Source organism: Mesorhizobium sp. P3_B5 (assembly GCF_056402815.1).
The window spans coordinates 33,140-55,370 of the sequence record NZ_JBFUGR010000001.1 but is presented as its reverse complement, the minus strand read 5'-3'; the positions used below and the strand labels follow the sequence as shown (position 1 = coordinate 55,370).

At 63.0% G+C, this 22,231-nt stretch carries 18 protein-coding genes and 1 tRNA gene; 8 read left to right on the top strand and 11 right to left on the bottom strand.

Annotated elements, in window-relative coordinates; translation table 11 throughout:
• Positions 1-160: 160 nt before the first annotated feature.
• Positions 161-1,789: a fatty-acid--CoA ligase gene (locus tag AC1DVW_RS00280; protein WP_477320650.1), complete on the bottom strand. Its 1,629-nt coding sequence runs from the start codon at positions 1,787-1,789 to the stop codon at positions 161-163.
• Positions 1,790-1,982: 193 nt separating this feature from the next.
• On the opposite strand from AC1DVW_RS00280, the gene AC1DVW_RS00275 reads away from it, so the two are divergent.
• Together AC1DVW_RS00275 and AC1DVW_RS00270 are read left to right on the top strand one after the other, a co-directional pair.
• Positions 1,983-2,339, top strand: coding sequence for a hypothetical protein (locus tag AC1DVW_RS00275; RefSeq protein WP_477271887.1), 357 nt, complete (start codon positions 1,983-1,985; stop codon positions 2,337-2,339).
• A gap of 114 nt (positions 2,340-2,453) precedes the next feature.
• Positions 2,454-2,843 (top strand): DUF427 domain-containing protein, encoded by a 390-nt coding sequence (locus AC1DVW_RS00270; protein ID WP_477320649.1) that lies wholly within the window; start codon positions 2,454-2,456, stop codon positions 2,841-2,843.
• Between the two features lie 162 nt (positions 2,844-3,005).
• Here the strand turns inward: AC1DVW_RS00270 and AC1DVW_RS00265 are convergent, their stop codons facing one another.
• From AC1DVW_RS00265 to ppdK, 3 genes are all read right to left on the bottom strand, one after another.
• On the bottom strand, positions 3,006-3,746 hold the full coding sequence (locus tag AC1DVW_RS00265; RefSeq protein ID WP_477320648.1) for a polysaccharide deacetylase family protein: 741 nt from the start codon (positions 3,744-3,746) through the stop codon (positions 3,006-3,008).
• Positions 3,747-3,872: 126 nt separating this feature from the next.
• Positions 3,873-4,976 carry a glycosyltransferase family 9 protein gene (locus AC1DVW_RS00260; protein WP_477271881.1) on the bottom strand — a complete coding sequence of 368 codons (1,104 nt, stop codon included), beginning with the start codon at positions 4,974-4,976 and terminating at the stop codon, positions 3,873-3,875.
• Positions 4,977-5,108: 132 nt separating this feature from the next.
• Positions 5,109-7,787 carry a pyruvate, phosphate dikinase gene (ppdK, locus tag AC1DVW_RS00255; protein ID WP_477320647.1) on the bottom strand — a complete coding sequence of 893 codons (2,679 nt, stop codon included), beginning with the start codon at positions 7,785-7,787 and terminating at the stop codon, positions 5,109-5,111.
• 208 nt (positions 7,788-7,995) lie between these two features.
• On the opposite strand from ppdK, the gene AC1DVW_RS00250 reads away from it, so the two are divergent.
• Together AC1DVW_RS00250 and AC1DVW_RS00245 are read left to right on the top strand one after the other, a co-directional pair.
• A complete protein-coding gene (locus AC1DVW_RS00250) occupies positions 7,996-8,340 on the top strand; it encodes a VOC family protein (RefSeq protein ID WP_477320646.1) in 345 nt (114 codons plus the stop codon).
• Between the two features lie 122 nt (positions 8,341-8,462).
• Positions 8,463-8,537: transfer RNA gene (locus AC1DVW_RS00245), tRNA-Gln, on the top strand.
• Positions 8,538-8,670: 133 nt separating this feature from the next.
• Here AC1DVW_RS00245 and AC1DVW_RS00240 read toward each other — a convergent pair.
• The 5 genes from AC1DVW_RS00240 to AC1DVW_RS00220 form a co-directional block, all read right to left on the bottom strand.
• A complete protein-coding gene (locus tag AC1DVW_RS00240) occupies positions 8,671-8,958 on the bottom strand; it encodes a hypothetical protein (protein ID WP_477243601.1) in 288 nt (95 codons plus the stop codon).
• A 1,076-nt stretch (positions 8,959-10,034) separates the two neighbouring features.
• Positions 10,035-11,009: an NAD-dependent epimerase/dehydratase family protein gene (locus AC1DVW_RS00235; protein ID WP_477320645.1), complete on the bottom strand. Its 975-nt coding sequence runs from the start codon at positions 11,007-11,009 to the stop codon at positions 10,035-10,037.
• 105 nt (positions 11,010-11,114) lie between these two features.
• Entirely contained in the window at positions 11,115-14,573 is a 3,459-nt protein-coding gene (gene smc / locus AC1DVW_RS00230; RefSeq protein ID WP_477320644.1) for a chromosome segregation protein SMC, read from the bottom strand.
• Between the two features lie 117 nt (positions 14,574-14,690).
• The gene (locus AC1DVW_RS00225) at positions 14,691-15,443 is read right to left on the bottom strand and encodes a DsbA family protein (RefSeq protein ID WP_477320643.1); all 753 of its coding nucleotides are present in this window, start codon (positions 15,441-15,443) and stop codon (positions 14,691-14,693) included.
• Positions 15,444-15,576: 133 nt separating this feature from the next.
• Entirely contained in the window at positions 15,577-16,074 is a 498-nt protein-coding gene (locus AC1DVW_RS00220) for a DUF721 domain-containing protein (protein WP_477243591.1), read from the bottom strand.
• A 51-nt stretch (positions 16,075-16,125) separates the two neighbouring features.
• Between AC1DVW_RS00220 and mutY the strand changes: the two genes are divergently transcribed.
• Positions 16,126-17,256, top strand: coding sequence for an A/G-specific adenine glycosylase (gene mutY, locus AC1DVW_RS00215; RefSeq protein ID WP_477320642.1), 1,131 nt, complete (start codon positions 16,126-16,128; stop codon positions 17,254-17,256).
• On the top strand, positions 17,253-17,864 hold the full coding sequence (locus tag AC1DVW_RS00210) for an HAD family hydrolase (RefSeq protein ID WP_477320641.1): 612 nt from the start codon (positions 17,253-17,255) through the stop codon (positions 17,862-17,864). The genes mutY and AC1DVW_RS00210 overlap by 4 nt, the downstream gene beginning before the upstream one ends.
• 25 nt (positions 17,865-17,889) lie before the next feature.
• Here AC1DVW_RS00210 and AC1DVW_RS00205 read toward each other — a convergent pair whose 3' ends face one another.
• On the bottom strand, positions 17,890-19,023 hold the full coding sequence (locus tag AC1DVW_RS00205) for a DNA methyltransferase (RefSeq protein ID WP_477243586.1): 1,134 nt from the start codon (positions 19,021-19,023) through the stop codon (positions 17,890-17,892).
• A 192-nt stretch (positions 19,024-19,215) separates the two neighbouring features.
• Between AC1DVW_RS00205 and AC1DVW_RS00200 the strand changes: the two genes are divergently transcribed.
• The gene (locus AC1DVW_RS00200) at positions 19,216-19,902 is read left to right on the top strand and encodes an HAD family hydrolase (RefSeq protein WP_477320640.1); all 687 of its coding nucleotides are present in this window, start codon (positions 19,216-19,218) and stop codon (positions 19,900-19,902) included.
• A 34-nt stretch (positions 19,903-19,936) separates the two neighbouring features.
• On the opposite strand, the gene AC1DVW_RS00195 is transcribed toward AC1DVW_RS00200, so the two are convergent.
• The gene (locus AC1DVW_RS00195; RefSeq protein WP_477320639.1) at positions 19,937-20,698 is read right to left on the bottom strand and encodes a hypothetical protein; all 762 of its coding nucleotides are present in this window, start codon (positions 20,696-20,698) and stop codon (positions 19,937-19,939) included.
• A 129-nt stretch (positions 20,699-20,827) separates the two neighbouring features.
• Here AC1DVW_RS00195 and thrC point away from each other — a divergent pair, with 129 nt between their 5' ends.
• A complete protein-coding gene (gene thrC / locus AC1DVW_RS00190; RefSeq protein ID WP_477320638.1) occupies positions 20,828-22,225 on the top strand; it encodes a threonine synthase in 1,398 nt (465 codons plus the stop codon).
• The last annotated feature ends 6 nt before the right edge of the window (positions 22,226-22,231 follow it).

The window sequence follows — 22,231 nt, the reverse complement described above, 5'->3', positions numbered from 1 at the left end:
GATCCCGAAAAGTGGAATCCGGTTTTTGCTTCGCTGACATTCGGTTCGGAAAAAGATCATGTTCAACACAGGAATAGAGCCCCATCCCGATCCAATCGGGATGGAACAGGCTCGATGACCTTTGCGGCCGGCTTGAAGGCGAAAAGGCGCGCCATCCCCGTCAATCCGTCGGCAGGCGGTAGTCCTTGAACTGCTGGCGCAAGGTGATCTTCTGGATCTTGCCGGTTGCCGTGTGAGGAATTTCGCCAACGAAGGCGATATCGTCGGGCATCCACCATTTGGCCACCTTGCCGTCCATGAAAGCCAGAATATCGGTTTTGCTCGGATCCTTGCCCGGCTTGCGCACGATGACAAGCAAGGGCCGCTCGCCCCATTTCGAATGGGCAACGCCAATGGCGGCAGCTTCGGCCACGTCGGGATGACCGACGGCGAGATTTTCGAGGTCGATGGTCGAGATCCACTCGCCACCCGACTTGATGACGTCCTTGGCGCGATCGGTGATCTGCATGTAGCCGCCGGCATCGATATGGGCGACATCGCCAGTATCGAACCAGCCGTCGGCGTCGAACTGCTCGGACCCCACGCCGCCATAATAGGCGCGGGCGATCGCCGGCCCGCGCACCTTCAACCGCCCGAAGGTCCTGCCGTCCCATGGCAGCGCCTTGTTGTCGTCATCCGTCACCTTCATTTCGACGCCGAAGGGCGGATAGCCCTGCTTCTGCTGCAGGTCGAGCCGGGTTTCGCCCTCGAGCCCGGTATATTCCGGCTTCAGCGTGCACAGCGTGCCGAGCGGCGACATCTCGGTCATGCCCCAGGCGTGGATGACCTCAACGTCGTAATTGTCCTGGAATTTCTTGGTGATGGCGCGCGGGCAGGACGAGCCGCCGATGACGACCTTGTTGAGATGGGGGAGTTTCTTGTCGTTCTCCTCCAGATACTGCAGCAGCATCATCCACACGGTCGGCACGGCGGCGCTGAAGGTCACCTTCTCGGTGTCGAGCAACTCGTAGATCGAGGCGCCGTCCATCTTGCAGCCGGGCATGACCAGTTTGGCGCCGATCATCGGCGCGCTCTGGCCGAGGCCCCAGGCATTGGCATGGAACATCGGCACCACAGGGAGGATCGTGTCCCGCGCGGATATGCCCATTGCGTCGGGCAAGGCGGCGATCATGGCGTGCAGCACGTTCGAGCGATGGCTGTAGAGGACGCCCTTGGGATCGCCCGTGGTGCCCGAGGTGTAGCACATGCCCGCAGCGGTGTTTTCGTCGAAGCTCTTCCAGGCGAAGTCGCCATCGGCTTCGTCAAGCCATTCCTCATAGGCGACGACGTTGGGCAGCGCCGTTTGCGGCATGTGCGCCCTGTCGGTCAGCACGATGATTTTTTTCAGCGATTTGACCGCGCCGGCGATCTTTTCAAGCAGCGGCATGAATGTCAGGTCGACGAAGATCGCCTTATCCTCAGCATTGTTCATGATCCAGACGATCTGCTCGGGAAACAGCCGCGGATTGAGCGTGTGGTAGATCGCGCCGATGCCCATGATGCCGTACCAGGCCTCGATGTGGCGCGCGCTGTTCCAGGCCAGCGTGGCGATGCGGTCGCCAAGCCCAAACCCGTCACGCTCGAGCCGCTGGGCGACTTTCAGGGCGCGACGATGAATTTCGGCGTAGGTGGTGCGGACGATCGGGCCTTCGATCGAGCGCGACACGATCTCGCGTTTGCCATGCTGCCTTTCTGCGTTGTCGATGAGCTTGTGGCAGAGCAGCGGCCATTCCTGCATCAGTCCGAGCATGTGTTCCTCCCCTACGCTTTTTGCGTCTGTTGTTTTCGTTCCATTGTGGGACGAACCGGCAGATTGTCCAGCCATACCCTCGTACATCAGGTGCATTCGTCGAAAACACCGGAGAAACCGCCACAATCCGGCCATCGTCGGCGTTAATCTTCCTTAACGGGCAGGGTGCGATTGGCGACTGAAAGAGGTTCGCATGGACGCGCAGCTCGACGACAAGATTCTCGAAGATTCGCTTGCCGAAAGCCTGGCCGATTTGACGCCGGATCCCAAAACCGTTTCCGAAGATGAATTCGTCGAGGTCGTGGGCGGCGCCCTTGAGGCGGTCGGCGGCACGCTGCTGTTCAAGATGTGCGTCCACAACGAAGGCGAAGGCCAGCATGTCGCCGCGGCATCCATCGGCAATGGCGGCAACCGCCAGTTCCTGCTGCTCACTCTGCCGACCGGCGGTGGCGCGCTGAAGGTCGAGACGACATCGAGAAGCAGCAATCCGGTCGCCGGTATCGCTGCTGCCTATGCCGGCCTCATGGACGTGTTCCAGACTGCCGCGTGACGGCTCACCGGCACGACCGTTTGACGAGAGACCAGGCCTAACCTGGCCTTTCAGGTGGTGCATTGCACAACGCCCTCGTCCGACACACCTAATGCCGGACAAGGAGAACCCGTCATGGATCAGATTGCAAACCCGGCACCAGGCTTTCAACGCAACCCGGGCAAGGTCATCACTGTCGAGCCCTATCACGGCACCGTTGTCGTTCGCGCCGGCAACACGATTGTCGCCTCGTCGACGAAGGCAAAACTCCTGTCAGAGACCCCCTACCCCCAGGTTTTCTACATTCCGTTCGAGGACATCGATTTCAGCCAGCTCGGCAAGACCGAACGGTCGACCCATTGTCCCTACAAGGGCGATGCGAGCTACTGGAGCGTGCTGCCCGCCGCCGAGGCAGGCAAGGATGCGATGTGGGCCTATGAGCGGCCATTCGACGAGATGACGGAAATCCGCGATCACGGCGCGTTCTATGCCAGCAAGGTGACGATCGAAGCCACGCCCGACTGAGGGGCGCATCGATATTCAGGTGAGACTGGCCTGCAAATGGCTGACACCTCCGCTTCCGGTGCTCACGTACTTAAGTACGCTCCGCTCCGGTTCTCGGTATCAACCATTTTCGACTCAGCCTGACCTGAATCTCAACGCACCCCAAGCGCCGTTCCCAGTCGATTAATCAGTCGTCCCGTCGTTGCCGACCCCATCGGCGTCGTCGAGCCGCACGAAGGTCAGGCCCTTGTCCCTGAGTGCCAGGAGACCTTGCACCACACCTTCGCCAGCCGCATGGGTCGGCTGGTTGATGTGAGCGATGATGACGTCGCCATCCTTGGCGGCGGCAATGCGCCGGGCGGTTTGCCTGGCGCCAAGCAATGAACCACCGTCGCCGTTTATCGAGAAGCCGGCGATCTTGAAGCCCAGCTTGCGGATCATGGCGATGGCCGACGGGCTGTATTCGGCAGTCGCGCCGCGAAACCATTTCGGCGCCGGCTCGCCGGTTCCGGCGAGAGCTGCGGCGCCCGATTCGACTTCGGCCAGCACGGCATCCGGACTGCCGGCGCTGCGGATGCCGTAGATCTTCTGCGGCGTGTCGACGGCCGGGATGTGACGGCCGCCATGGTTTTCCAGTTCGAACAGATCAGGATGCGCCCGCATGATCTCGACGGCGGCGGCGTTGCGCTTCAGCCAGATGCCGGTGACGAAAATGGTGGCCGGGATCTTGTTGTCGACCAGCGCCGAAAGAATGCGCGTGTCGGTCTGGCCGCCACAGGCATCGAGGGTCAGCGCGACACGGCCAACTCCGGTTGCACCCGGCTTGATGTGCAGCGTCGGCTCGACCAGCGGCACGGCATGGGCTGTGGACACCGCCCACATCGACATCGCGATGGCACAAAAATGTTTTTGGAGCAGGCGCATGTTTGGCTTCCGGATCGGCACTGTCTTAGTCGGTCATCCCAAGGCCCGCAACAAGGCGGAAATCGGGATGATGGCAAAGGCAGCCGCCGTGACAAATTGACCGCCATACCCTCCACCGGCGCGCGGTCAAACTGTGTATTCCCTGTCCATTTGTGTTCGCGCCAGGATTTCGCGCAACGCACCGACGACAGGTTCGACGTCCAGGCGCCAGACACAGCAAGCCTTGCTCGAGTCTCGCGATCGGCACAGCTCGCTCGCCACGCAGGCGCAAGGCATTGAAGGCTGCAGCGTGATGCTGGGCACGCCCACCGGCCCCCACTTCAACGGGTTGGTACGGCCGAAGAGGCCGACAACCGGCGTTCCCGCGGCGGCTGCCATATGCATCGGGCCGCTCTCGTTGCCGAGAAACAGCCGCGCCTGTTTCAGGACCGCCAGCAGCGTTTCGAGCGACAAGGCGCCGACGAGAGTGACGACCGGCGCCGCGGTCCCGACAACGATCTGTTCGGCCAGCTCGCGCTCATCGGAACCACCGACAAGCACGAAATCCAACCCGGTCTCGCGCGAAATGATGTCAATCGCGGCGGCAAAGCGTTCCGGCTGCCATCGGCGCCCCCTGAAGCTCGCTCCCGCATGCACCGCGATGAAGCCCTTTGGCCTGAGACGGTATTTGTCCAGCAACGCCAGGGCTCTCGCCGTCTCCAGTGGCAATGGCCGAATTGACGGCACGCGCACGCGCAGATCGACGCCAAGCGGCTCAAGCGGAGAAAGATAGCGGTAGAGAAAATGCCGCTCGCCAAAGCCGAACGGTTTGGCAAACACATTGACGGGCTGACGTTCCAGCCAGCGCAAAGGCCTTTCTGGCGGATTGTAGCCGACCCGGGTTTTGGCATTGATGAAGCCGACGATGATGCGCGACGTCTTGGAATCGGTCAGATCGATCGTCAGGTCGAAGCGAAAGGCGCGCAGCTTGCGTATCGTGGCATAGAGCTCGCGCCCCCGCTCCAGCAGGCTGCCGCGCATTTTGGCACGGCGGAAGGCCACTACCTCGGAGGCGATGCCGTGCGCGGTGACGAATTTGGCGAGATGGGCCTCGCAAAGAAAGACGATCCTGACGCCTGGATATTCGAGCTGCAGGTTCCTGGCGAGTGCGGAGGCGAGAACGATATCGCCGATGAACTTGGTCTGCAGGATCAGGATCGAGCGGAAGGGTTTGGGCGAGATCTGTAACATCTGTTCCGGGCACCGTGCGGGTTCGGGGCCGTAAAACTGGGCAGAAACGATGTCGAGATTGCGCGCTCTCGCGCGCAACTTCGCGTGAGGTTCATTACAAATCGGTAAGCCGAAATTCGCACGGCTGGATCGCTAGCCGCGCCCAGCCTTTGCAACCTGCACCGCCGCTTGCGCTGCGGCCAGCCTGGCGATCGGCACGCGATAAGGCGAGCACGAGACGTAGTCGAGGCCGACCTCTTCGCAGAAGCGGATCGACGCCGGATCGCCGCCATGTTCGCCGCAAATGCCGAGCTTGATGTCGGGCCGCGTCGCCCGGCCTTTTTGCGCCGCCATGCGCACCAGTTCGCCGACACCCTCGATGTCGAGCGACACGAACGGATCCTGTTCGATGATGCCTTTCTGGCGATAGGTTTCCAGGAACGAGGCCGCATCGTCGCGCGAGATGCCGAAGGTGGTCTGGGTCAGGTCGTTGGTGCCGAAGGAGAAGAATTCGGCAGACTCGGCAATGACATGGGCGCGGATGGCCGCGCGGGGGAGCTCAATCATCGTACCCGTGAGATACTCGATCTTGACCCCGGTCTCTTCCATGACGCTCTTGGCGACGGCATCGATGCGCGCCTTGACGTAGTCGAGCTCCTTCTTCAGTCCGACCAGCGGCACCATGATCTCGGGAACCACCAGCGCGCCAGCCTTGTGGCCCGCCTCGACGGCGGCCTCGAAAATGGCGCGCGCCTGCATCTCGGCGATCTCGGGATAGGAAACCGCAAGCCGGCAGCCGCGATGGCCAAGCATCGGGTTGAACTCGTGCAAGGCCTCGGTGCGCTGCCTGAGCTTCTCGGGCGACACCTTCATGGCAGCGGCGACTTCGGCCACCTCTTCCTCGGTCTTGGGCAGGAATTCGTGCAGCGGCGGATCGAGCAGACGGATCGTCACCGGCAGGCCGGCCATGATCTCGAACAGTTCGAGGAAATCCGAGCGCTGCATCGGCAACAGCTTGGCAAGGGCTGTGCGCCGCTCCTTCTCGGTGTCGGCCAGGATCATCTCGCGCATGGCGACGATGCGCTCGCCGTCGAAGAACATGTGCTCGGTGCGGCAAAGCCCGATGCCTTCGGCGCCGAAGGAACGCGCCATGCGCGCATCGAGCGGCGTTTCGGCATTGGTGCGCACCTTCATGCGGCGCACCGCGTCGGCCCATTCCATGATGGCGGCGAAATCGCCGGACAGTTCCGGCTGCAGCATCGACACGGCGCCCTTCAAAACCTGGCCATTGCTGCCGTCGATGGTGATGATGTCGCCCTTGCGGAAGGTCGAGCCCATCGCCATCAGCGTGCCGGCCTTGTAGTCGACGCGCAGCGAGCCGGCGCCGGACACGCAAGGCTTGCCCATGCCGCGGGCGACGACGGCCGCGTGGCTGGTCATGCCGCCGCGCGTCGTCAGGATGCCTTCCGACGCATGCATGCCGTGGATGTCTTCCGGGCTGGTTTCGATGCGCACCAGGATCGCCTTGCGACCTTGCGTCTTCAATTCCTCGGCATCGCCGGAGGAAAAGACGATCTCGCCGGTGGCGGCACCCGGAGAGGCCGGCAGGCCGATGCCGATGACATCGCGCGCCGCTTTCGGATCGATGGTCGGGTGCAGCAGCTGGTCGAGCGAGGCGGGATCGATGCGGGCAACCGCCTCCTCCTTCGTGATCAGTCCATCGCGCGCCATTTCGACGGCGATCTTGAGCGCCGCCTTGGCGGTGCGCTTGCCCGATCGCGTCTGCAGCATCCAGAGTTTGCCGCGCTCGATGGTGAATTCGAGATCCTGCATGTCGCGGTAGTGCTGCTCCAGCCGGTCGGAGATGGCGACGAAGGATTGGAACGCTTCCGGCATCAATTTCTGCAGCGACGGCTTGTCGGAACCAGCGGCAATGCGCGCAGCCTCGGTGATGTTTTGCGGCGTGCGGATGCCAGCGACGACATCCTCGCCCTGCGCGTTCACCAGGAACTCGCCATAGAGCATCTTTTCGCCGGTCGACGGATTGCGGGTGAAGGCAACGCCGGTGGCCGAGGTCTCGCCCATATTGCCGAACACCATGGCCTGGACATTGACCGCGGTGCCCCAGCTTTCGGGAATGTCATGCAGGCGCCGATAGGTGATGGCGCGGTTGTTCATCCAGCTCGAAAACACGGCGCCAATCGCGCCCCACAGTTGCTCGTGCGGATCCTGCGGGAACGGCTTGCCGAGTTCTTCCTCGACCTTGGCCTTGTAGAGCGCGATGACGCCCTGCCATTCGATGGCCGTCAGTTCGGTGTCGAGCTCATGGCCGAGCCCGCCCTTCTGGTCTTCGAGGATTTCCTCGAACACCTCGTGGTCGAGGCCCATGACGACATCGGAATACATCTGGATGAAGCGGCGGTAGCTGTCATAGGCAAAGCGGGCATCGCCGGAATCGGCGGCCAGCGCCTCGACCGTCTCGTCGTTGAGGCCAAGATTGAGCACGGTGTCCATCATGCCCGGCATCGAGGCGCGGGCGCCGGAACGCACCGACACAAGCAGCAACTTCGACGGATCGCCGAAGCGGCGTCCGGTCAGCCGGCCGATATGGTCGAGAGCGACAGCCACATCCGCTTCCAACGAGCCGGGATAGGTGCGGGCATTGGCGTAGTAGGCGTTGCAAACTTCTGAAGTGATGGTGAAACCAGGCGGCACGGGCAGGCCGAGGCTGCACATTTCAGCCAGGTTCGCACCTTTGCCCCCCAGCAGATTCTTGTCGCCGGCGCGACCTTCCGCCGCCCCATCGCCAAAGGTGTAAACCCACTTGGTCATGCCTGCTCTCCGGTTGCGGGAGACTCTAAGAATTGGCGAGGTCCGCCAGTGTCGAGACCGAGCGATATGATGCTGCACTGCGAAAGGCAAGGCGTCGGCAAAGCCCGCCGGCCTCTACAATCGATTAAGCAAAAGCTGCGTCAAAAAGACTTGCGGCATCGCAGGCAACGGAATAGAACATAACAAGAACATTATATGGAGTGACGTTATGAAACTGACCGGAAAGCTCGATTATCTCGAATTGCCGGCTACCGGCGGCACGCTGGACAGGCTGAAAGCTTTCTACAGTGCCGCTTTCTCCTGGTCGTTCACGGACTATGGGCCAACCTATTCGGCCTTTGCCGAGGGACTGGACGGCGGCTTTCAGGCCGATGCCGCGGAAGCGCCCGCCAGGCCGCTGCCGGTACTCTATTCGCAAGATCTGGAAGAAACGGTGAGCGGTGTCGAAAGCGCTGGCGGCACCATCGTCAAGCCGATCTTTTCATTCCCAGGCGGCAGGCGGTTCCATTTCGTCGATCCGGCCGGCAATGAAATGGCGGTCTGGGGCGAGTAGCACGCCCCTCGACGGGGCTGTGTCGAGCGCGAAATCAGGCGGCCAAAAACCGCGCTTCATTGCCATTGTGCTTTTCGGCTGCTCTGCTAATAACGCGCCGCGCAAGCGACTCTTATGGCTATTGGGGCGTCGCCAAGTGGTAAGGCATCGGTTTTTGGTACCGACATTCCCAGGTTCGAATCCTGGCGCCCCAGCCAATCCGTATGCCTTTCAATCCTGTAATGTGCTGACGCCATGAATGGCTGCCGTCAGCCGTTATCTCATTCTTTTCACTCTTTTTAGGGGCGCGCGACCCGACTCCATCCACAGAGCCGGGCCGTGCGATGAGGATCAGTAATCGCTGTCGTCCAGGATGACGACGGGATGATGACGATGATGACGACGATCGATCGAGCCGGTCACGACAACAGTGTCCGGACGGTGCCGGCGGCCGTGGTCGTAGAAGGCAACCGTGCCGTGTTTACGGTGATGAAGGCGCTGACCTTGGTCATTGATGATCTTGACGTTGGTGTGATGGTGCCGATGGTGGGTTTTGATGACTACGTCAGCTTCGGCCGCCGAAGCTATCGCCGGCATCGCCATGAACAGCGCCAAAGCGCTCACGATCATTGTTTTCATTGCAATATCTCCATCTGCTAATTTTCCCTTCGTGGGGATAACCGCTTCCCATCTCTTTGGTTCCGACTGGCGTCGTCAGTTCACGCGGCGCCATCAGTGGCGGCTACTCCTGCGCCACAGGGCATGTGTCGGGGCTGCGCAAGTCGACAACGAAGCGCCGCGCACGACCACGGTCTCCGGGTCTGTGCTGTGAAGCGTCTGCGGTGTGGGGAAGACCGTCGACACGCATCTTTTCAGGATTTCCGAGAGGACGACCAATCAGGCCGTCTCAGATCCCGTAAATGAGTGCAAAGTAGACTACCGGTGCCAAGATCAGCAAAATCGCCATACCAATAACCACTGCGATTGCCTGGCGCTCTGTTCGCCTGACAATTTCAGCGACCTTGTCGTCGTCAGTCGACGGTATGAGGTCAAGGATCGAAGAGACTTCGGGCGCACGACTATCGTTGTCGTTTGCGGGTCGGGTTGCGTCGTCATGCACTGATCTCTGGACAAAGGTCACTGTTAGCCTCGCTGTCGAAAACGCCATGCCGTTTGGCGGTGCCACCGAAACCGGGTGCCCGCCAGTCTCTGGAGAATTGCGGGCACCCGATTGACCGCCGATGAAGGGACTCATACTCGGCAGCCCGGCTCCAATGTGTCGGGAGGGCATAGGTTGCCTGCCCTCAGACCTATGGCTCTGACGCTAGGACTTCAGTCGTACCCTGTTCGGACCTTAGCCCGCCGGCCGACGAAAGGCATGGCGGGCCATTCTTTCGACAGCAGAAATGTGGGAACATTAGTAGGCTCTAACGAGTTCATTCCCAGCAACTGATTTTTGGGAGAGATATCGTGAACAGCATTATTTGGCTCGTCGGAGCAGTCGTCATAGTGGTTGCGATACTGAGCTTCCTTGGCCTCCGATAAAGGCGGCCTCGGCGGAATCGGCAACAAACACGCGGCCCCGTTTTTCGTATGGCGAGTTTGCGCTGGGGCGCCATGCGTCCCAGCAGCCGGTTGGCGAAAATCCGACCACTGACTGATTTCCGTGATCCATCATAGGTCGGGTCGCGCCGGCAGCTGCCATCACATGTTGCTTATCCCGCCGTCCATTCCGAGCGGTACCAGTCGACAAACTTCTTCAGCCCAGCCTCAATCGAGACGCTCGGCCTGAAGCCGAAATCGCGCTCCAGCGTGGTCATGTCGGCAAAGGTCTGCTCGACATCGCTGTCCTGCATCGGCTCATACTGGCGGATCGCCATTACGCCGAGCAGCCTTTCCAGCGTGTCGATGAAGTCGGCGAGCCGCACCGGGCTGTTGTTACCGACATTGTAGATCCGGCTTGGCGGAACCTCAGCCAAAGGCGGCTTGTCGAGCACGGCAACCACCGCCCGCACCACATCGTCGACATAGGTGAAATCGCGCCACATCTCGCCATTGTTGAACACCCGGATCGGCTTGCCCTCGAGCATCGCCTTGGTGAAGAGCCAATAGGCCATGTCGGGCCGACCCCAGGGACCGTAGACGGTGAAAAACCGCAGGCCGGTCTGCGGCACGCCGAACAGATGAGCGTAGGTGTGGCTCATCAACTCGTCGGCCTTCTTGGTGGCGGCGTAGAGCGAAACAGGGCGATCGACCTGATCTGTCTCCGAGAACGGCACCTTGGTGTTGCCGCCATAGACCGAACTCGACGAGGCATAGACCAGATGCTCGAAACCGACTGCCGCGCGACAGAATTCGAGAATTTCGAGATGGCCGACGACGTTGGAGCGGACATAGAGCCTGGGATTTTCGAGCGAATGACGCACCCCCGCCTGCGCGGCCAGATGGACGACTTTGGTGATGCCTTGCCCGGCCAAAGCCGCGCTCAGCGCCCCCTGTTCGGCGATGTCGAGCTGATGAAATGAAAAGCCCCTTTTGGGCTGAAGGCGGGCGAGCCGTCCCTGCTTCAGCGCCAGATCGTAATAGTCGTTCATATTGTCGACGCCGACGACCGCTTCTCCCCTGTCGAGCAGGTGATGGCAGACATGGCTTCCGATGAACCCCGCGGCTCCGGTGACGAGTACAGGCAACAGGGTTCTCCATAGGCACGATCAGGTCGGCCCCTGCGGAGCCGACGATTTTCAGTTGGTGCTATAGTCGAAAGCCGAAATTGAGGCCACTGGCCACGCGACGCGTCAGCTCGCCTCGCGCATTGCCTCGGCGGCCTGCAGGTCGACCGAGACCAGTTGGCTGACGCCTTGCTCTGCCATGGTCACCCCGAACAGCCGGTTCATGCGCGCCATGGTGATCGGATTGTGGGTGATGATGACGAAGCGCGTCTCGGTGGTGGCGGCCATCTCGTCCATCAGATTGCAGAAGCGCTCGACATTGTGATCGTCGAGCGGCGCATCGACTTCGTCCAGCACGCAGATCGGCGCCGGATTGGTCAGGAACACGGCAAAGATCAGCGACATCGCCGTCAGCGCCTGCTCGCCGCCGGACAGCAGCGTCATCGTCTGCGGCTTCTTGCCAGGCGGGCGGGCGAGGATTTCGAGACCGGCCTCCAGGGGATCGTCGGACTCGATTAGCTGCAGTTCAGCAGTACCGCCGCCGAACAGATGCGAGAATAGCCTCTGGAAATGGGCGTTGACGACGTCGAAGGCGGCCAGCAACCGCTCGCGGCCTTCGCGGTTCAGGCTCTGGATCGCCTGCCTGAGCTTGCGGATGGCCTCGATGATGTCCTCGCGCTCGGAAACGATGGTTTCCAGTCGGTCCGAAAGCTCCTTCTGCTCTTCCTCGGCGCGCAGATTGACCGCACCGAGACGCTCGCGCTCGATCTTCAGCCGGTCGAGCTGGCGCTCGATCTCAGCCATTTCGGGCATCGGGCTGTCCACTTCCAGCCCGGTGTGGCGGATGACCAGATGCGGCGGCGTGTTCAGCGTTTCCTGGATGCGTGCCTCGACTTCCAGCCGCCGCTCGTCGGCCGCGGTCAGCCGCTCTTCGGCGCGAACGCGGGTTTCGCGGGCCTCGGCCAGCGACTGGATGGCTGATGTAGCGGCCTTGTCCAGCTCGGACTGGCGGTTTTCCGCTTCCTGCAGTCGGTCGGCCGCCGTTTGGCGCAGGCTTTCAGCCTCGGCCAGCTGCGACAGCAACGCGCGCCGCCTGGCGTCGATCTCGTCAGGGGCGTCGGCCAGCCTTTCGCGCTCGGCTTCGGCCTCGGCCTTGCGTTCGCCAAGCGAGGCGATCTGCGTCGAGGCGTTTTCGGCGCGCTCCAGCCAGTTGCGGCGCTCGGCGTCGATGGCATCGAGGCGACGCACACGCGCCTCGGCTTCGCGCCTCAAGCCTTCATGAACGGCGCGGGCATCGGCAAGGCTGGCGCGGTCGCGGGCGACATTGGCCGATGACTGTTCGAGCTGCAATTGCAGGTCGCCGAGATCCGGTGCGCTTTGCAGCAGCATCTCGGCCTCGACGAAGGCCGTCGCGGTTTCCTCGTGGCTGTCGACAATGCGCGCCCGCGCCTCGTCCAGCGCGGCGCGCCGGCTCGCCAATTCACCGCCGGCCTTTTCGGCATCGGCCAGCACGTTGCGGGCGGCGTCCAGTCCGTGCTGGGCCTCGCGCCCGGCCTGGCGGGCGCGGCGTTCGGCTTCGCTGGCGCGGGCAAGCGCCTGTTCGGCCTGGGCAAGCGCCGCCTCGGCCTCGCGCAGGATGAGGGTGGCATGGACCGCTTCGGCGTCGAGCTCGGCCAGCCGGTTTTTCTGCGCCAGCCTTTGCGCGGCCGCAGTCGGCGCGTCGGCGCTGGCGGTAAAACCATCCCAGCGCCAGAGCGCGCCTTCGCGGCTGACCAGCCGCTGCCCGGGAGCCAGCAGCGTCTGCAGCCGTCGTCCGTCGCCGGCCTCGACAATGCCGATCTGCGCCAGGCGGCGGGCAAGCTGAGCCGGGGCGCGTACCAGGCTGGCAAGGCTCCTAAGGCCTTCAGGAAGAGCCGCATCGCCGGGCCGGACTTCGCTCTCGCCCCAATGCACCGGGGCGCTGCGGTCGAGCGGCACGTCGAGGTCTTCGCCCAAGGCAGCGCCAAGTGCTGTTTCGTAGCCACGCTCGACGCTGATCTGTTCAAGCACCGATGGAAACAGGTCGCCGCTGGCGGCGTTCAGGATCTTGGCCAGCGTGCGGGCTTCGGTTTCGATGCGCGCTAGTTCGGCCCTGGCGTCCTGGAGCGGCGGACGAGCGGCACTTTCCGCCGCGCGCGCCTCCACCACCGCCTGTTCGGCTGATATCGCGGCAGCCTCGGTTTCCTCCAGCAGCCCCAGCGCCTGTTCGACCAGCTGCTGCTTCTCGACGGGATCGGGCAGGCCGGCGACCTTCGAAATGATCTCGGAAAGTTCCCGGTCGACATCGGCGAGCTGGCGGGCAAAGCGATCACGACGCTCGGCTGTGTCGCGCAGTGTGCGCTCGATCTGGTTGCGCGAGGCGGCGGCCTCTGCGCGTTCGGCAGTCAGCGCCGCGAGCTTGGCTTCGCTCTGCGAAAGCGTTGATGCCGCCTGCTCGAAAGCCGCGCGGGTGGTGGCCTCGCGCTCGGCAGCACCGGCGTTTTCGGAATTGAGCGCGGCCTCTTCCGTGCGCAGGCGCTCAAGAATATCCGCATTGTCGCGGACCATGCGCTCTTCGCGGGCGATGTCGCCGTCGAGTTGCTGCAGCCGGCGGTCGAGCTCGGCCTGGCGGGCGCGGATGCGGCCGGCTTCCTCCTCGATCTGCGCCTTGGCGATCGACAGTCGCTGGAAGGCGGCGGCAGCGGCGGCTTCCGCGTCGCGCAAATCGGGCAGCCTGTGCGCGCCGATGCCTTGCTCCTTGGCGGCATTCATCTGCGACGCGGCGCGGTCGCCGACCAGGGCAGTGGCGATCGCCAGCGCCGAGCGCGCCTCGCCTTCCTGTGTCTTGGCCAGCGTCCAGCGCAGATGCAGCAGCGTCGCCTCGGCCTTGCGGATATCGGCCGAAAGGTTCTTGAAACGCGAGGCCTGGCGCGCCTGGCGCTTCAGGCTTTCGATCTGGCTTTCCAGTTCGCCGACGACGTCGTCCAGCCGTTCGAGATTCTGTTCGGCCGCCTTCAGCCGCAACTCGGCCTCGTGGCGGCGGGTGTGCAGGCCGGAAATGCCGGCGGCTTCTTCGAGCAGCGCGCGGCGCGCCTGCGGCTTGGCCTGGATCAGTTCACCGATACGGCCCTGGCCAACCATCGACGGCGAGCGGGCGCCGGTCGACTGGTCGGCGAACAGCAGCTGCACGTCCTTGGCTCGAGCTTCCTTGCCGTTGATGCGGTAGAGCGAGCCGGCCTCGCGCTCGATGCGGCGCGACACCTGCAATTCATCGGCGTCGTTGAAGGCGGCGGGCGCCGTGCGGTCGCTGTTGTCGAGGAAAAGCGTGACTTCGGCGGTGTTGCGAGCGGGGCGCGTTCCCGAACCGGAGAAGATGACGTCGTCCATGCCGGACGCGCGCATGTTCTTGTAGGAGCTTTCGCCCATCACCCAGCGCAGCGCCTCGACCAGGTTCGACTTGCCACAGCCATTCGGCCCGACAATGCCCGTCAGCCCGCGCTCGATGACGAACTCGCCGGGCTCGACGAAAGACTTGAAACCGAGGAGGCGAAGGCGCGAAAACTTCATTCGCGCCGCTCCACAAGTGGGTTCCGCAAAAGTGTTGCGGGGTTTTGCGAAGAGAACCCACGGCAAGGCATAGCGACGCGCACGCCGAAGCGCAGCCGCTCCGGCGTCGCCTGGACGTCAGAGCAGAGGGTCGATGATGGCCGACATTTCCTCAATCGACATCGCCCCTTTGTAGGTCTTTCCATTGATGAAGAAGGTCGGCGTCGAGTCGACCTTGAATTCGTCGGCGCCGCGCTTCTGGACCGATCTCACATCGTCCAGAAGTTTCTGGTCCGTCAAGCAGGCCTCGAAGGACTCCTGTGTAAAACCGGCGAGCTTCGAGATTTGCAGCAGCGCGTCCTTGGTATTGTTGACGCCCACCCAGGCCGGCTGCTGCTTGAACAGCACGTCCACCATCGGGAAATAGTTATCCTTGGCGCAGCGCGCCAGCATGAAACCGGCCTCGGCGCTGGGATCGAACGGGAATTCGCGCAGGATGTAGCGGGCCTTGCCGGTGTCGATGTATTTCGTCTTCAACTCAGGGAAGGTGGTCGCGGCGAAATGCGCGCAATGCGGGCAAGTCATCGAGGCATATTCGACGATGGTGACCTTGGCGTCGTCCTTGCCGAGCTGCTTGTCGGGCAGCGCACCCGGCTTCAGCAATGTCGCCATATCCACCGCGCCAGTGGATTCAGGCGCCGTGACGGCGGCCGGCTTGGCCGGGTTTGCAGGGGCTGCCGGCGTTGCCGGGGCCGCAGGCTTCACATCCGCCGCCTTGGCCTCCTCGTCCGAGTCGCTGCATGCGGCGAGCAGAACCACCACCGGGACGGCGGCCAGCGACGACAGGATTGTTCTGCGAGACAAGCTTTGGTCAAACGGGGGACGGTTCATGCGAATCACCTGACTATGGTTGGATTTTGCAATGCAAAGGCTAGAAAAGGCGAGAGTTGGCGCGAATTAAGGCATCGCCGTCCCCATTCCAATCGCCAAACTTGATGCGCATGATCACGAATGCGCGAGATTGTCACTTCCTTTCGCCAAGAATGGTGGCGCCGAGCCGCTCCAGTGAGGCGCGCAGCCCGTCATCCTCGATCAGTCCGACGGTATCAGACAGTTTTGTCTTTTCGGCCGCGGTCAGCGGCCGGAAGCTTGGTTTGGGCCGGCCCTTGTCCTTCGTCACCGGCTTCTGCACGATCCTGATGCGGCCAACGGCGTTGAAGCCGAGGAAAGCGTTGACCCGGTTGATGATCTCGCCGGTCTCGTGCTGCAGATGCAGAGCCGCCATGCCCTCGCAGGCGATGACCAGTACCGCCGGCTCGAACGGATCGTCCTCATGCATGCGGCGCGGCCACTGGATCTTTTCGGGGCGCGAATGGCCGGCGAGCCTTGGCCCGGCGATCTCTTCCCAGGACTGGACCAGCCCGATCGAAATGCCGGCCCGCTTGCGCAGCACCGGATCGAGGATCGCGGTCGCCAGATCGCTCACCGGAACGGGATTGCCGTAGGGCCTTTTCCCTGCCATGTGCGTTCTCCAGCCACGCCCCTCACCAAGCTTAGGGCCAGTTCTCGATCAATGGCACTGCACGACCAGACCCGCAAGGTTGCAACACCGGATGATGGCGACATCGCGTCCCGGCTCCTCGCCTGGTACGATGTGCATCACCGCGAATTGCCGTGGCGGATCACGCCCCGCGAGCATGCGCGCGGGGCGCGGCCCGACCCCTACCGCATCTGGCTGTCCGAAGTCATGCTGCAGCAGACCACGGTCGAAGCGGTAAAGGCTTATTTCCGCGCCTTTGTCGCGAAATGGCCTGATGTAAACGCCCTTGCCGAGGCTGAGACCGAAGACGTCATGAAGGCTTGGGCTGGGCTCGGCTACTATTCCAGGGCGCGCAATCTCAAGGCTTGCGCCGATCTTGTGGCACTTCGACGCGGCCGATTTCCCGAAACGGAAGCCGGTCTGCGGGAATTGCCAGGCATCGGTGCCTATACGGCGGCGGCGATCGCGGCGATCGCCTTCGACCATCCGGCCGCGGTCGTCGACGGCAATGTCGAGCGGGTTGTCTCACGGCTGTATTCGATCGCCACGCCGCTGAGCGAAGCCAAGGCCGAGATACGCGCCCATGTCGAAGGCATGGTTCCCCTGATAAGGCCGGGCGATTTCGCCCAGGCGATGATGGATCTGGGCGCGACGATCTGCACCCCGCGGCGGCCGCGCTGCATGCTTTGCCCGCTGCGCGAGGATTGCAGCGCGACTGTCTCGGGCGATCCCGAACACTTCCCGGTGCGCCTGCCGAAGGCCGAAAAGCCATTGCGGCGCGGCGCCGCCTTCGTCGCGGTGAGAAGCGACGGCGCCATCCTGTTGCGCAAGCGCCAGGACAAAGGCCTGCTTGGCGGCATGACCGAGGTGCCGACGACGGGCTGGACCGCGCGGAACGACGGCGCGACGACGGATGCGGCCGCGCCGTTCACCGCCGATTGGCGGCGTGCCGGCCAGATTGGGCATGTCTTCACCCATTTCGCGCTTGAGCTCGAGGTTTTTCGTGCCGAGGTGAACGGCGCCGCGCCTGCGGGGCATTTCTGGTCGCTGGTCCATGAAATTTCCGGGGAAGCGCTGCCGACTGTCATGAAAAAGGCAATTGAAGCAGCGATACCCGGCGCGACGAAAAAGCCGTCGCCGCAGAGTGCAAAGAGGCTTGCATGACTGAAGTCCGCCATATCGTTTTCGACATCGGCCGCGTGCTGATCCACTACGACCCGAACATTCCGTTCAGCCGCCTCATTCCCGATGCCGAAGAGCGCAAGTGGTTTTTCGACAATGTCTGCACGCATGACTGGAACATCGAGCAGGACCGTGGCCGCAAATGGGAAGAGGCCGAGGCGCTGCTGATCGCCGAGCATCCCGACCATGCTGAAAACATTCGCAATTTTCGCCGCCACTGGCACGAAATGGTGCCGCACGCCTATGACGACAGCGTCGCCATCATGGTCGGCCTGATCGAGAAAGGCCACGATGTGACCATGCTGACCAACTTCGCCGCTGACACGCTTACTGAGGCCCGGCAACGCTTTGACTTTCTCGACCGCCCGCGCGGGGTGACGGTGTCGGGCGATATCGGCCAGATAAAGCCGGACCGCGCCATCTACGATCATCACGTCGCCGCGTTCGGCCTCGAACCCGGAGCCACGCTGTTCATCGACGACAGCCAGAAAAACGTCGATGGCGCAAAGGCGGCCGGCTGGCAGGCGGTGCTGTTCACCGACGCAAAAACGCTCGAGGCGGACCTCGAGCGTTTGGGGATCAAAGTCTGATCTCAGGCGCTTGCAGGAGGGGCAATCAGGCCCCTGCCCGCTCCATGCCGAGCCTCGCGATGCGGCGAAGCTCGTCGATCGGGGTCAGGCCGCCGCTGCGCTCATAGTGCCAGAAGGTCCAGCCATTACAGGCGTCCAGGCCCTGCACCTCGGCGCCGATCTTGTGGATCGAGCCGGCGCTGTCGCCAATCGCCACCGTGCCGTCGGCGCGCACCTTGGCCGCCCAGCGCTTCTTGGCGTCGTAGAGCGTCGCGCCGGGCTGCATCAGCCCGGTGTCGATGAGGCTGACAAAGGCAACACGCGGTTCGGCGCGCTTGCCGGTCAGCACCGTCAGGTCGGCCTCGTCCAGCGGCCGCACCGCATCGATGCGTTCATTGGCGGCGTCGATATAGGCCTGCTCGCGCTCGATGCCGACGAAGTGGCGGCCAAGGCGCTTGGCGACGGCGCCGGTGGTGCCGGAACCGAAGAAGGGATCGAGCACGATGTCGCCGGGCTTGGTCGAGGCCATCATGATGCGGGCGAGCAGCGCTTCCGGCTTCTGCGTCGGATGCAGTTTGTCGCCATCGTCGTTCTTCAGCCGCTCGCCGCCGGTGCAGATCGGAAACAGCCAGTCGGACCGCATCTGGATGTCGTCGTTCGATGCCTTCATGGCTTCGTAGTTGAAGGTGTAGCCCTTGCCCTTCTGGTCGCGCGAAGCCCAGATCATCGTCTCATGGGCGTTCTGGAAACGTCGACCGCGGAAATTCGGCATCGGATTGGTCTTGCGCCAGACGACGTCGTTGAGGATCCAGAAGCCGAGATCCTGCATCTTGGCGCCGACCCTGAAGATGTTGTGGTAGGAGCCGATGACCCAGATGGTGCCGTTGGGTTTCAACACGCGGCGCGCCGCCAGCAGCCAGGCGCGGGTGAAGGCGTCGTAGGCCTCAAAACTCTCGAACTGGTCCCAGTCGTCGTCGACGGCATCGACCTTGGACTGGTCGGGCCGGTGCAGGTCACCGTCGAGCTGCAGATTGTAGGGCGGATCGGCAAAGATCACGTCGATGGATTTTTCGGGCAGCCGGTCGAGTGCTGCGACGCAATCGCCCTTGAGGATCGTATCCAGCCACTCGGATTGCTGGGGAGCGTGGGAAAGGTCGTCGAGAAGACGCACGGCAGACATTGATACACCCAAAGCACGCGTTACTGTTTACTCCCCGTTATGGTTACCGATCAGCGTAAATATTCAGTGAAGGGATCGGTTCGACGGCCGAAACCTTCTTAATTTGCGCAGCCCGGCCTGTTGGTGTATGCCGCGCCGCCTGAGCTTTCCTGGGTCCCCCGGGGCCTTTCCCCTCCCTTGTTGCGGATCACCATGCCCCAGCCTGACCTTGTCATCTTCGATTGCGACGGCGTGCTCGTCGATTCCGAAATCATCGCCGCGCGCATCGAGGCCGAGCTTTTGACCTCGGCCGGATACGAAATCTCGGCTGAGGAGGTTGCCGAGACCTATGCCGGGCTGACCTTCAAGGACATCATGATGCGGGTCGAGGAAAAGTCGCGCATCCCCTTCCAGGCCTCGCTGATCGACCGCGCCGAAGACCTGGTCGACCGCAAGCTGCGTAGCGACGTGCGCGCCATAGACGGCGCACGCGAGGCGGTCGCCGCGGTAACGGTGCCGCGCTGCATCTGCTCGAATTCGCGCTCCGAGCGGATCGAATTCATGCTGGAGAAGGTGCAATTGCTGCCGTTCTTTGCCGGCCGGATCTTTTCCGCGCTGGAAATACCGAGCAAAAAGACCAAACCGGCGCCCGACGTGTTCTTGCTTGCGGCGCAAAAGCTCAACGCCGATCCGGCCAACACCTTCGTCATCGAGGATTCCGTGCACGGCGTTGCCGGCGCCAGGGCGGCGGGCATGCGGGTGATCGGCTTTACCGGCGCATCACACAGCTATCCCGGCCATGCCGACACACTGACCGAGGCCGGCGCCGAAACCGTCATCCGCCGTTGGGCCGAGCTGAAAAGCGTGATTGCGGCCCTGTCGGAATGGTCGGACGCCTGAGAGCCGCGCTCCCAACGAGCGCACGGCCCGAATGCTAGCCTCGCGGGATCAGGGTCGTGTTGTCGTCAGCAGGAGCAGCAGGAGGAGGAGCGGGTTTGGCTTTCTTCCGGCCCGACTTCTTGGGCTTGTCCGTCACCGCCTTCGGGGTGACTTCGTCATAGCCGGCAAAGGCCTGGTAGTCCGACGCGGTGGGCTCGGGGACGACGACATTGGAATCCGTGAAGACGAATTGCGTGGCGGTCGAGGGGTCACTGACCTGGATCTGATACGGGTGGATCTGCGAGTAAAGAACCTCGGTGCCGTGCATGACGGCGACACGGATCGGCATGGTGATGGTACCGGGGGCAAACAGCGGTCCCGGCACAACCTTGCCGGCGACGGCAATCTTCATCGACAGCTGGCCGTTGGCGCGACTGCAGTCGCGGGTCACATCGGTGATCGAGGCCTGGTAGATGATCTTCGTCGGATCCTTGTTCGGGTCAACGATGGTCCCGTCTGGCGCCGCAGGAGCAGCATCCGCAGCGGCCGCGTCGGTTTTCTTCTTTGGCTTCTGGCTACCCTTGCCATAGGTGTTGAAGAAGGCCGTACCGTCGCGCAGCGTCACTTTCGGGCAGTAGGCCTGCAGCTGGCTGGCGAGAACCTTGGGATCCTGCGGCGGCGGAGGCGTCGTGTCCTTCTTGCCGAAGCCGAGGTTGAGAACGCCATTGTCGCTCGATTGGCAGCCGGCGGCGGCAAGCATAAAGCCGGTAAGCGCCAGACCCGCGACAAAGCGGTTGTTTAACGAATAAAACGCCATGAAACTGCACTTCCCTCTCGCAAAGCTGGTGACGTATATCAACGGCGCGGCAAAAATGCGACTGGAGCCAGCGTAGAAATTAACCACCTTGCCGTGAACGAAACCGCGCGGCAGCAATGGAATGTGACGATGCAATATGTGAGTACCCGCGGGGAAGCGCCCGTGCTTGGATTTTCCGACGCGGTGCTGGCCGGACTGGCGCGCGATGGCGGACTTTACGTGCCCGGCACCTGGCCGCAGTTCTCCGCCGCCGAAATCCGCGCCATGCGCGGCCTCGCCTATCCCGATCTCGCGATCCGCGTGCTGTCGCCGTTTATCGGCGGCGAGATCGAGATGCCGGTGTTCGAGCGCCTGGTGCGCGAAGCCTATGCCACCTTCCGTCATGACGCCGTTTGTCCGCTGGTGCAGACCGGCCCGAACATCTTCGTCCTGGAACTCTTCCACGGCCCGACGCTGGCCTTCAAGGATGTGGCGATGCAGCTTCTCGCGCGGCTGCTGGACCACGTGCTGGCCGAGCGCGACCAGCGCGCCACCATCGTCGGCGCCACATCGGGCGATACCGGCGGCGCGGCCATCGATGCCTTTGCCGGGCGCAACCGCACCGACATCTTCGTGCTCTTTCCGGATCGCCGCGTCTCGCCTGTGCAGCAGCGGCAGATGACGACGTCGGCCGCCGCAAACGTCCATGCGCTGGCGATCGAGGGCAATTTCGACGATTGCCAGGGCCTGCTGAAGGACATGTTCAACGATCACGGCTTTCGCGACCGGGTGGCGCTGTCCGGCGTCAATTCGATCAACTGGGCCCGCATCATGGCGCAGATCGTCTATTATTTCTCGTCGGCGCTGTCGCTCGGCTCTCCCGACCGGCCGGTCTCCTTCACCGTGCCGACCGGCAATTTCGGCGATATCTTCGCCGGCTACGCCGCCAAGCAGATGGGCCTACCGATCGAGCGGCTGATCATCGCCACCAACGACAACGACATTCTGGCGCGCACGCTTGCGACCGGCGAATACCGCATGAAAGGCGTGTTCCCGACCACGTCGCCGTCGATGGACATCCAGGTCTCGTCGAATTTCGAGCGCCTGCTGTTCGAGGCCGCCGGCCGTGATGCGGCGACGGTGCGGCGCTATATGAACGGCCTCAAGCAGTCCGGCGCCTTCACCATCGAAGACGGCGAGATCGCAAAAATCCGCGCCGAATTCGACGCCGGCCGTTCGACCATGGACGAAGTCGCCGCCACGATCCGCTCGACGCTTGGCGCCAGCAACTATCTGCTCGACCCGCACACGGCCGCGGCCATGCATGTTGCCGCCGGCAAGGCCGACGGCGCGGTGCCGATGGTGGTGCTTGGCACCGCCCATCCGGCCAAGTTCCCGGCCGCCGTCGAAGCCGCCTGCGGCGTATCGCCCGCCCTGCCCGCATGGCTAGGCGGGTTGATGACAGCGGAGGAAAAATACACGGTACTTCCATCCGACCTGAAAATGGTGGAAGATTATGTCGGCCGCCACACGCGGGCGGCGCGTTAGGGAGTA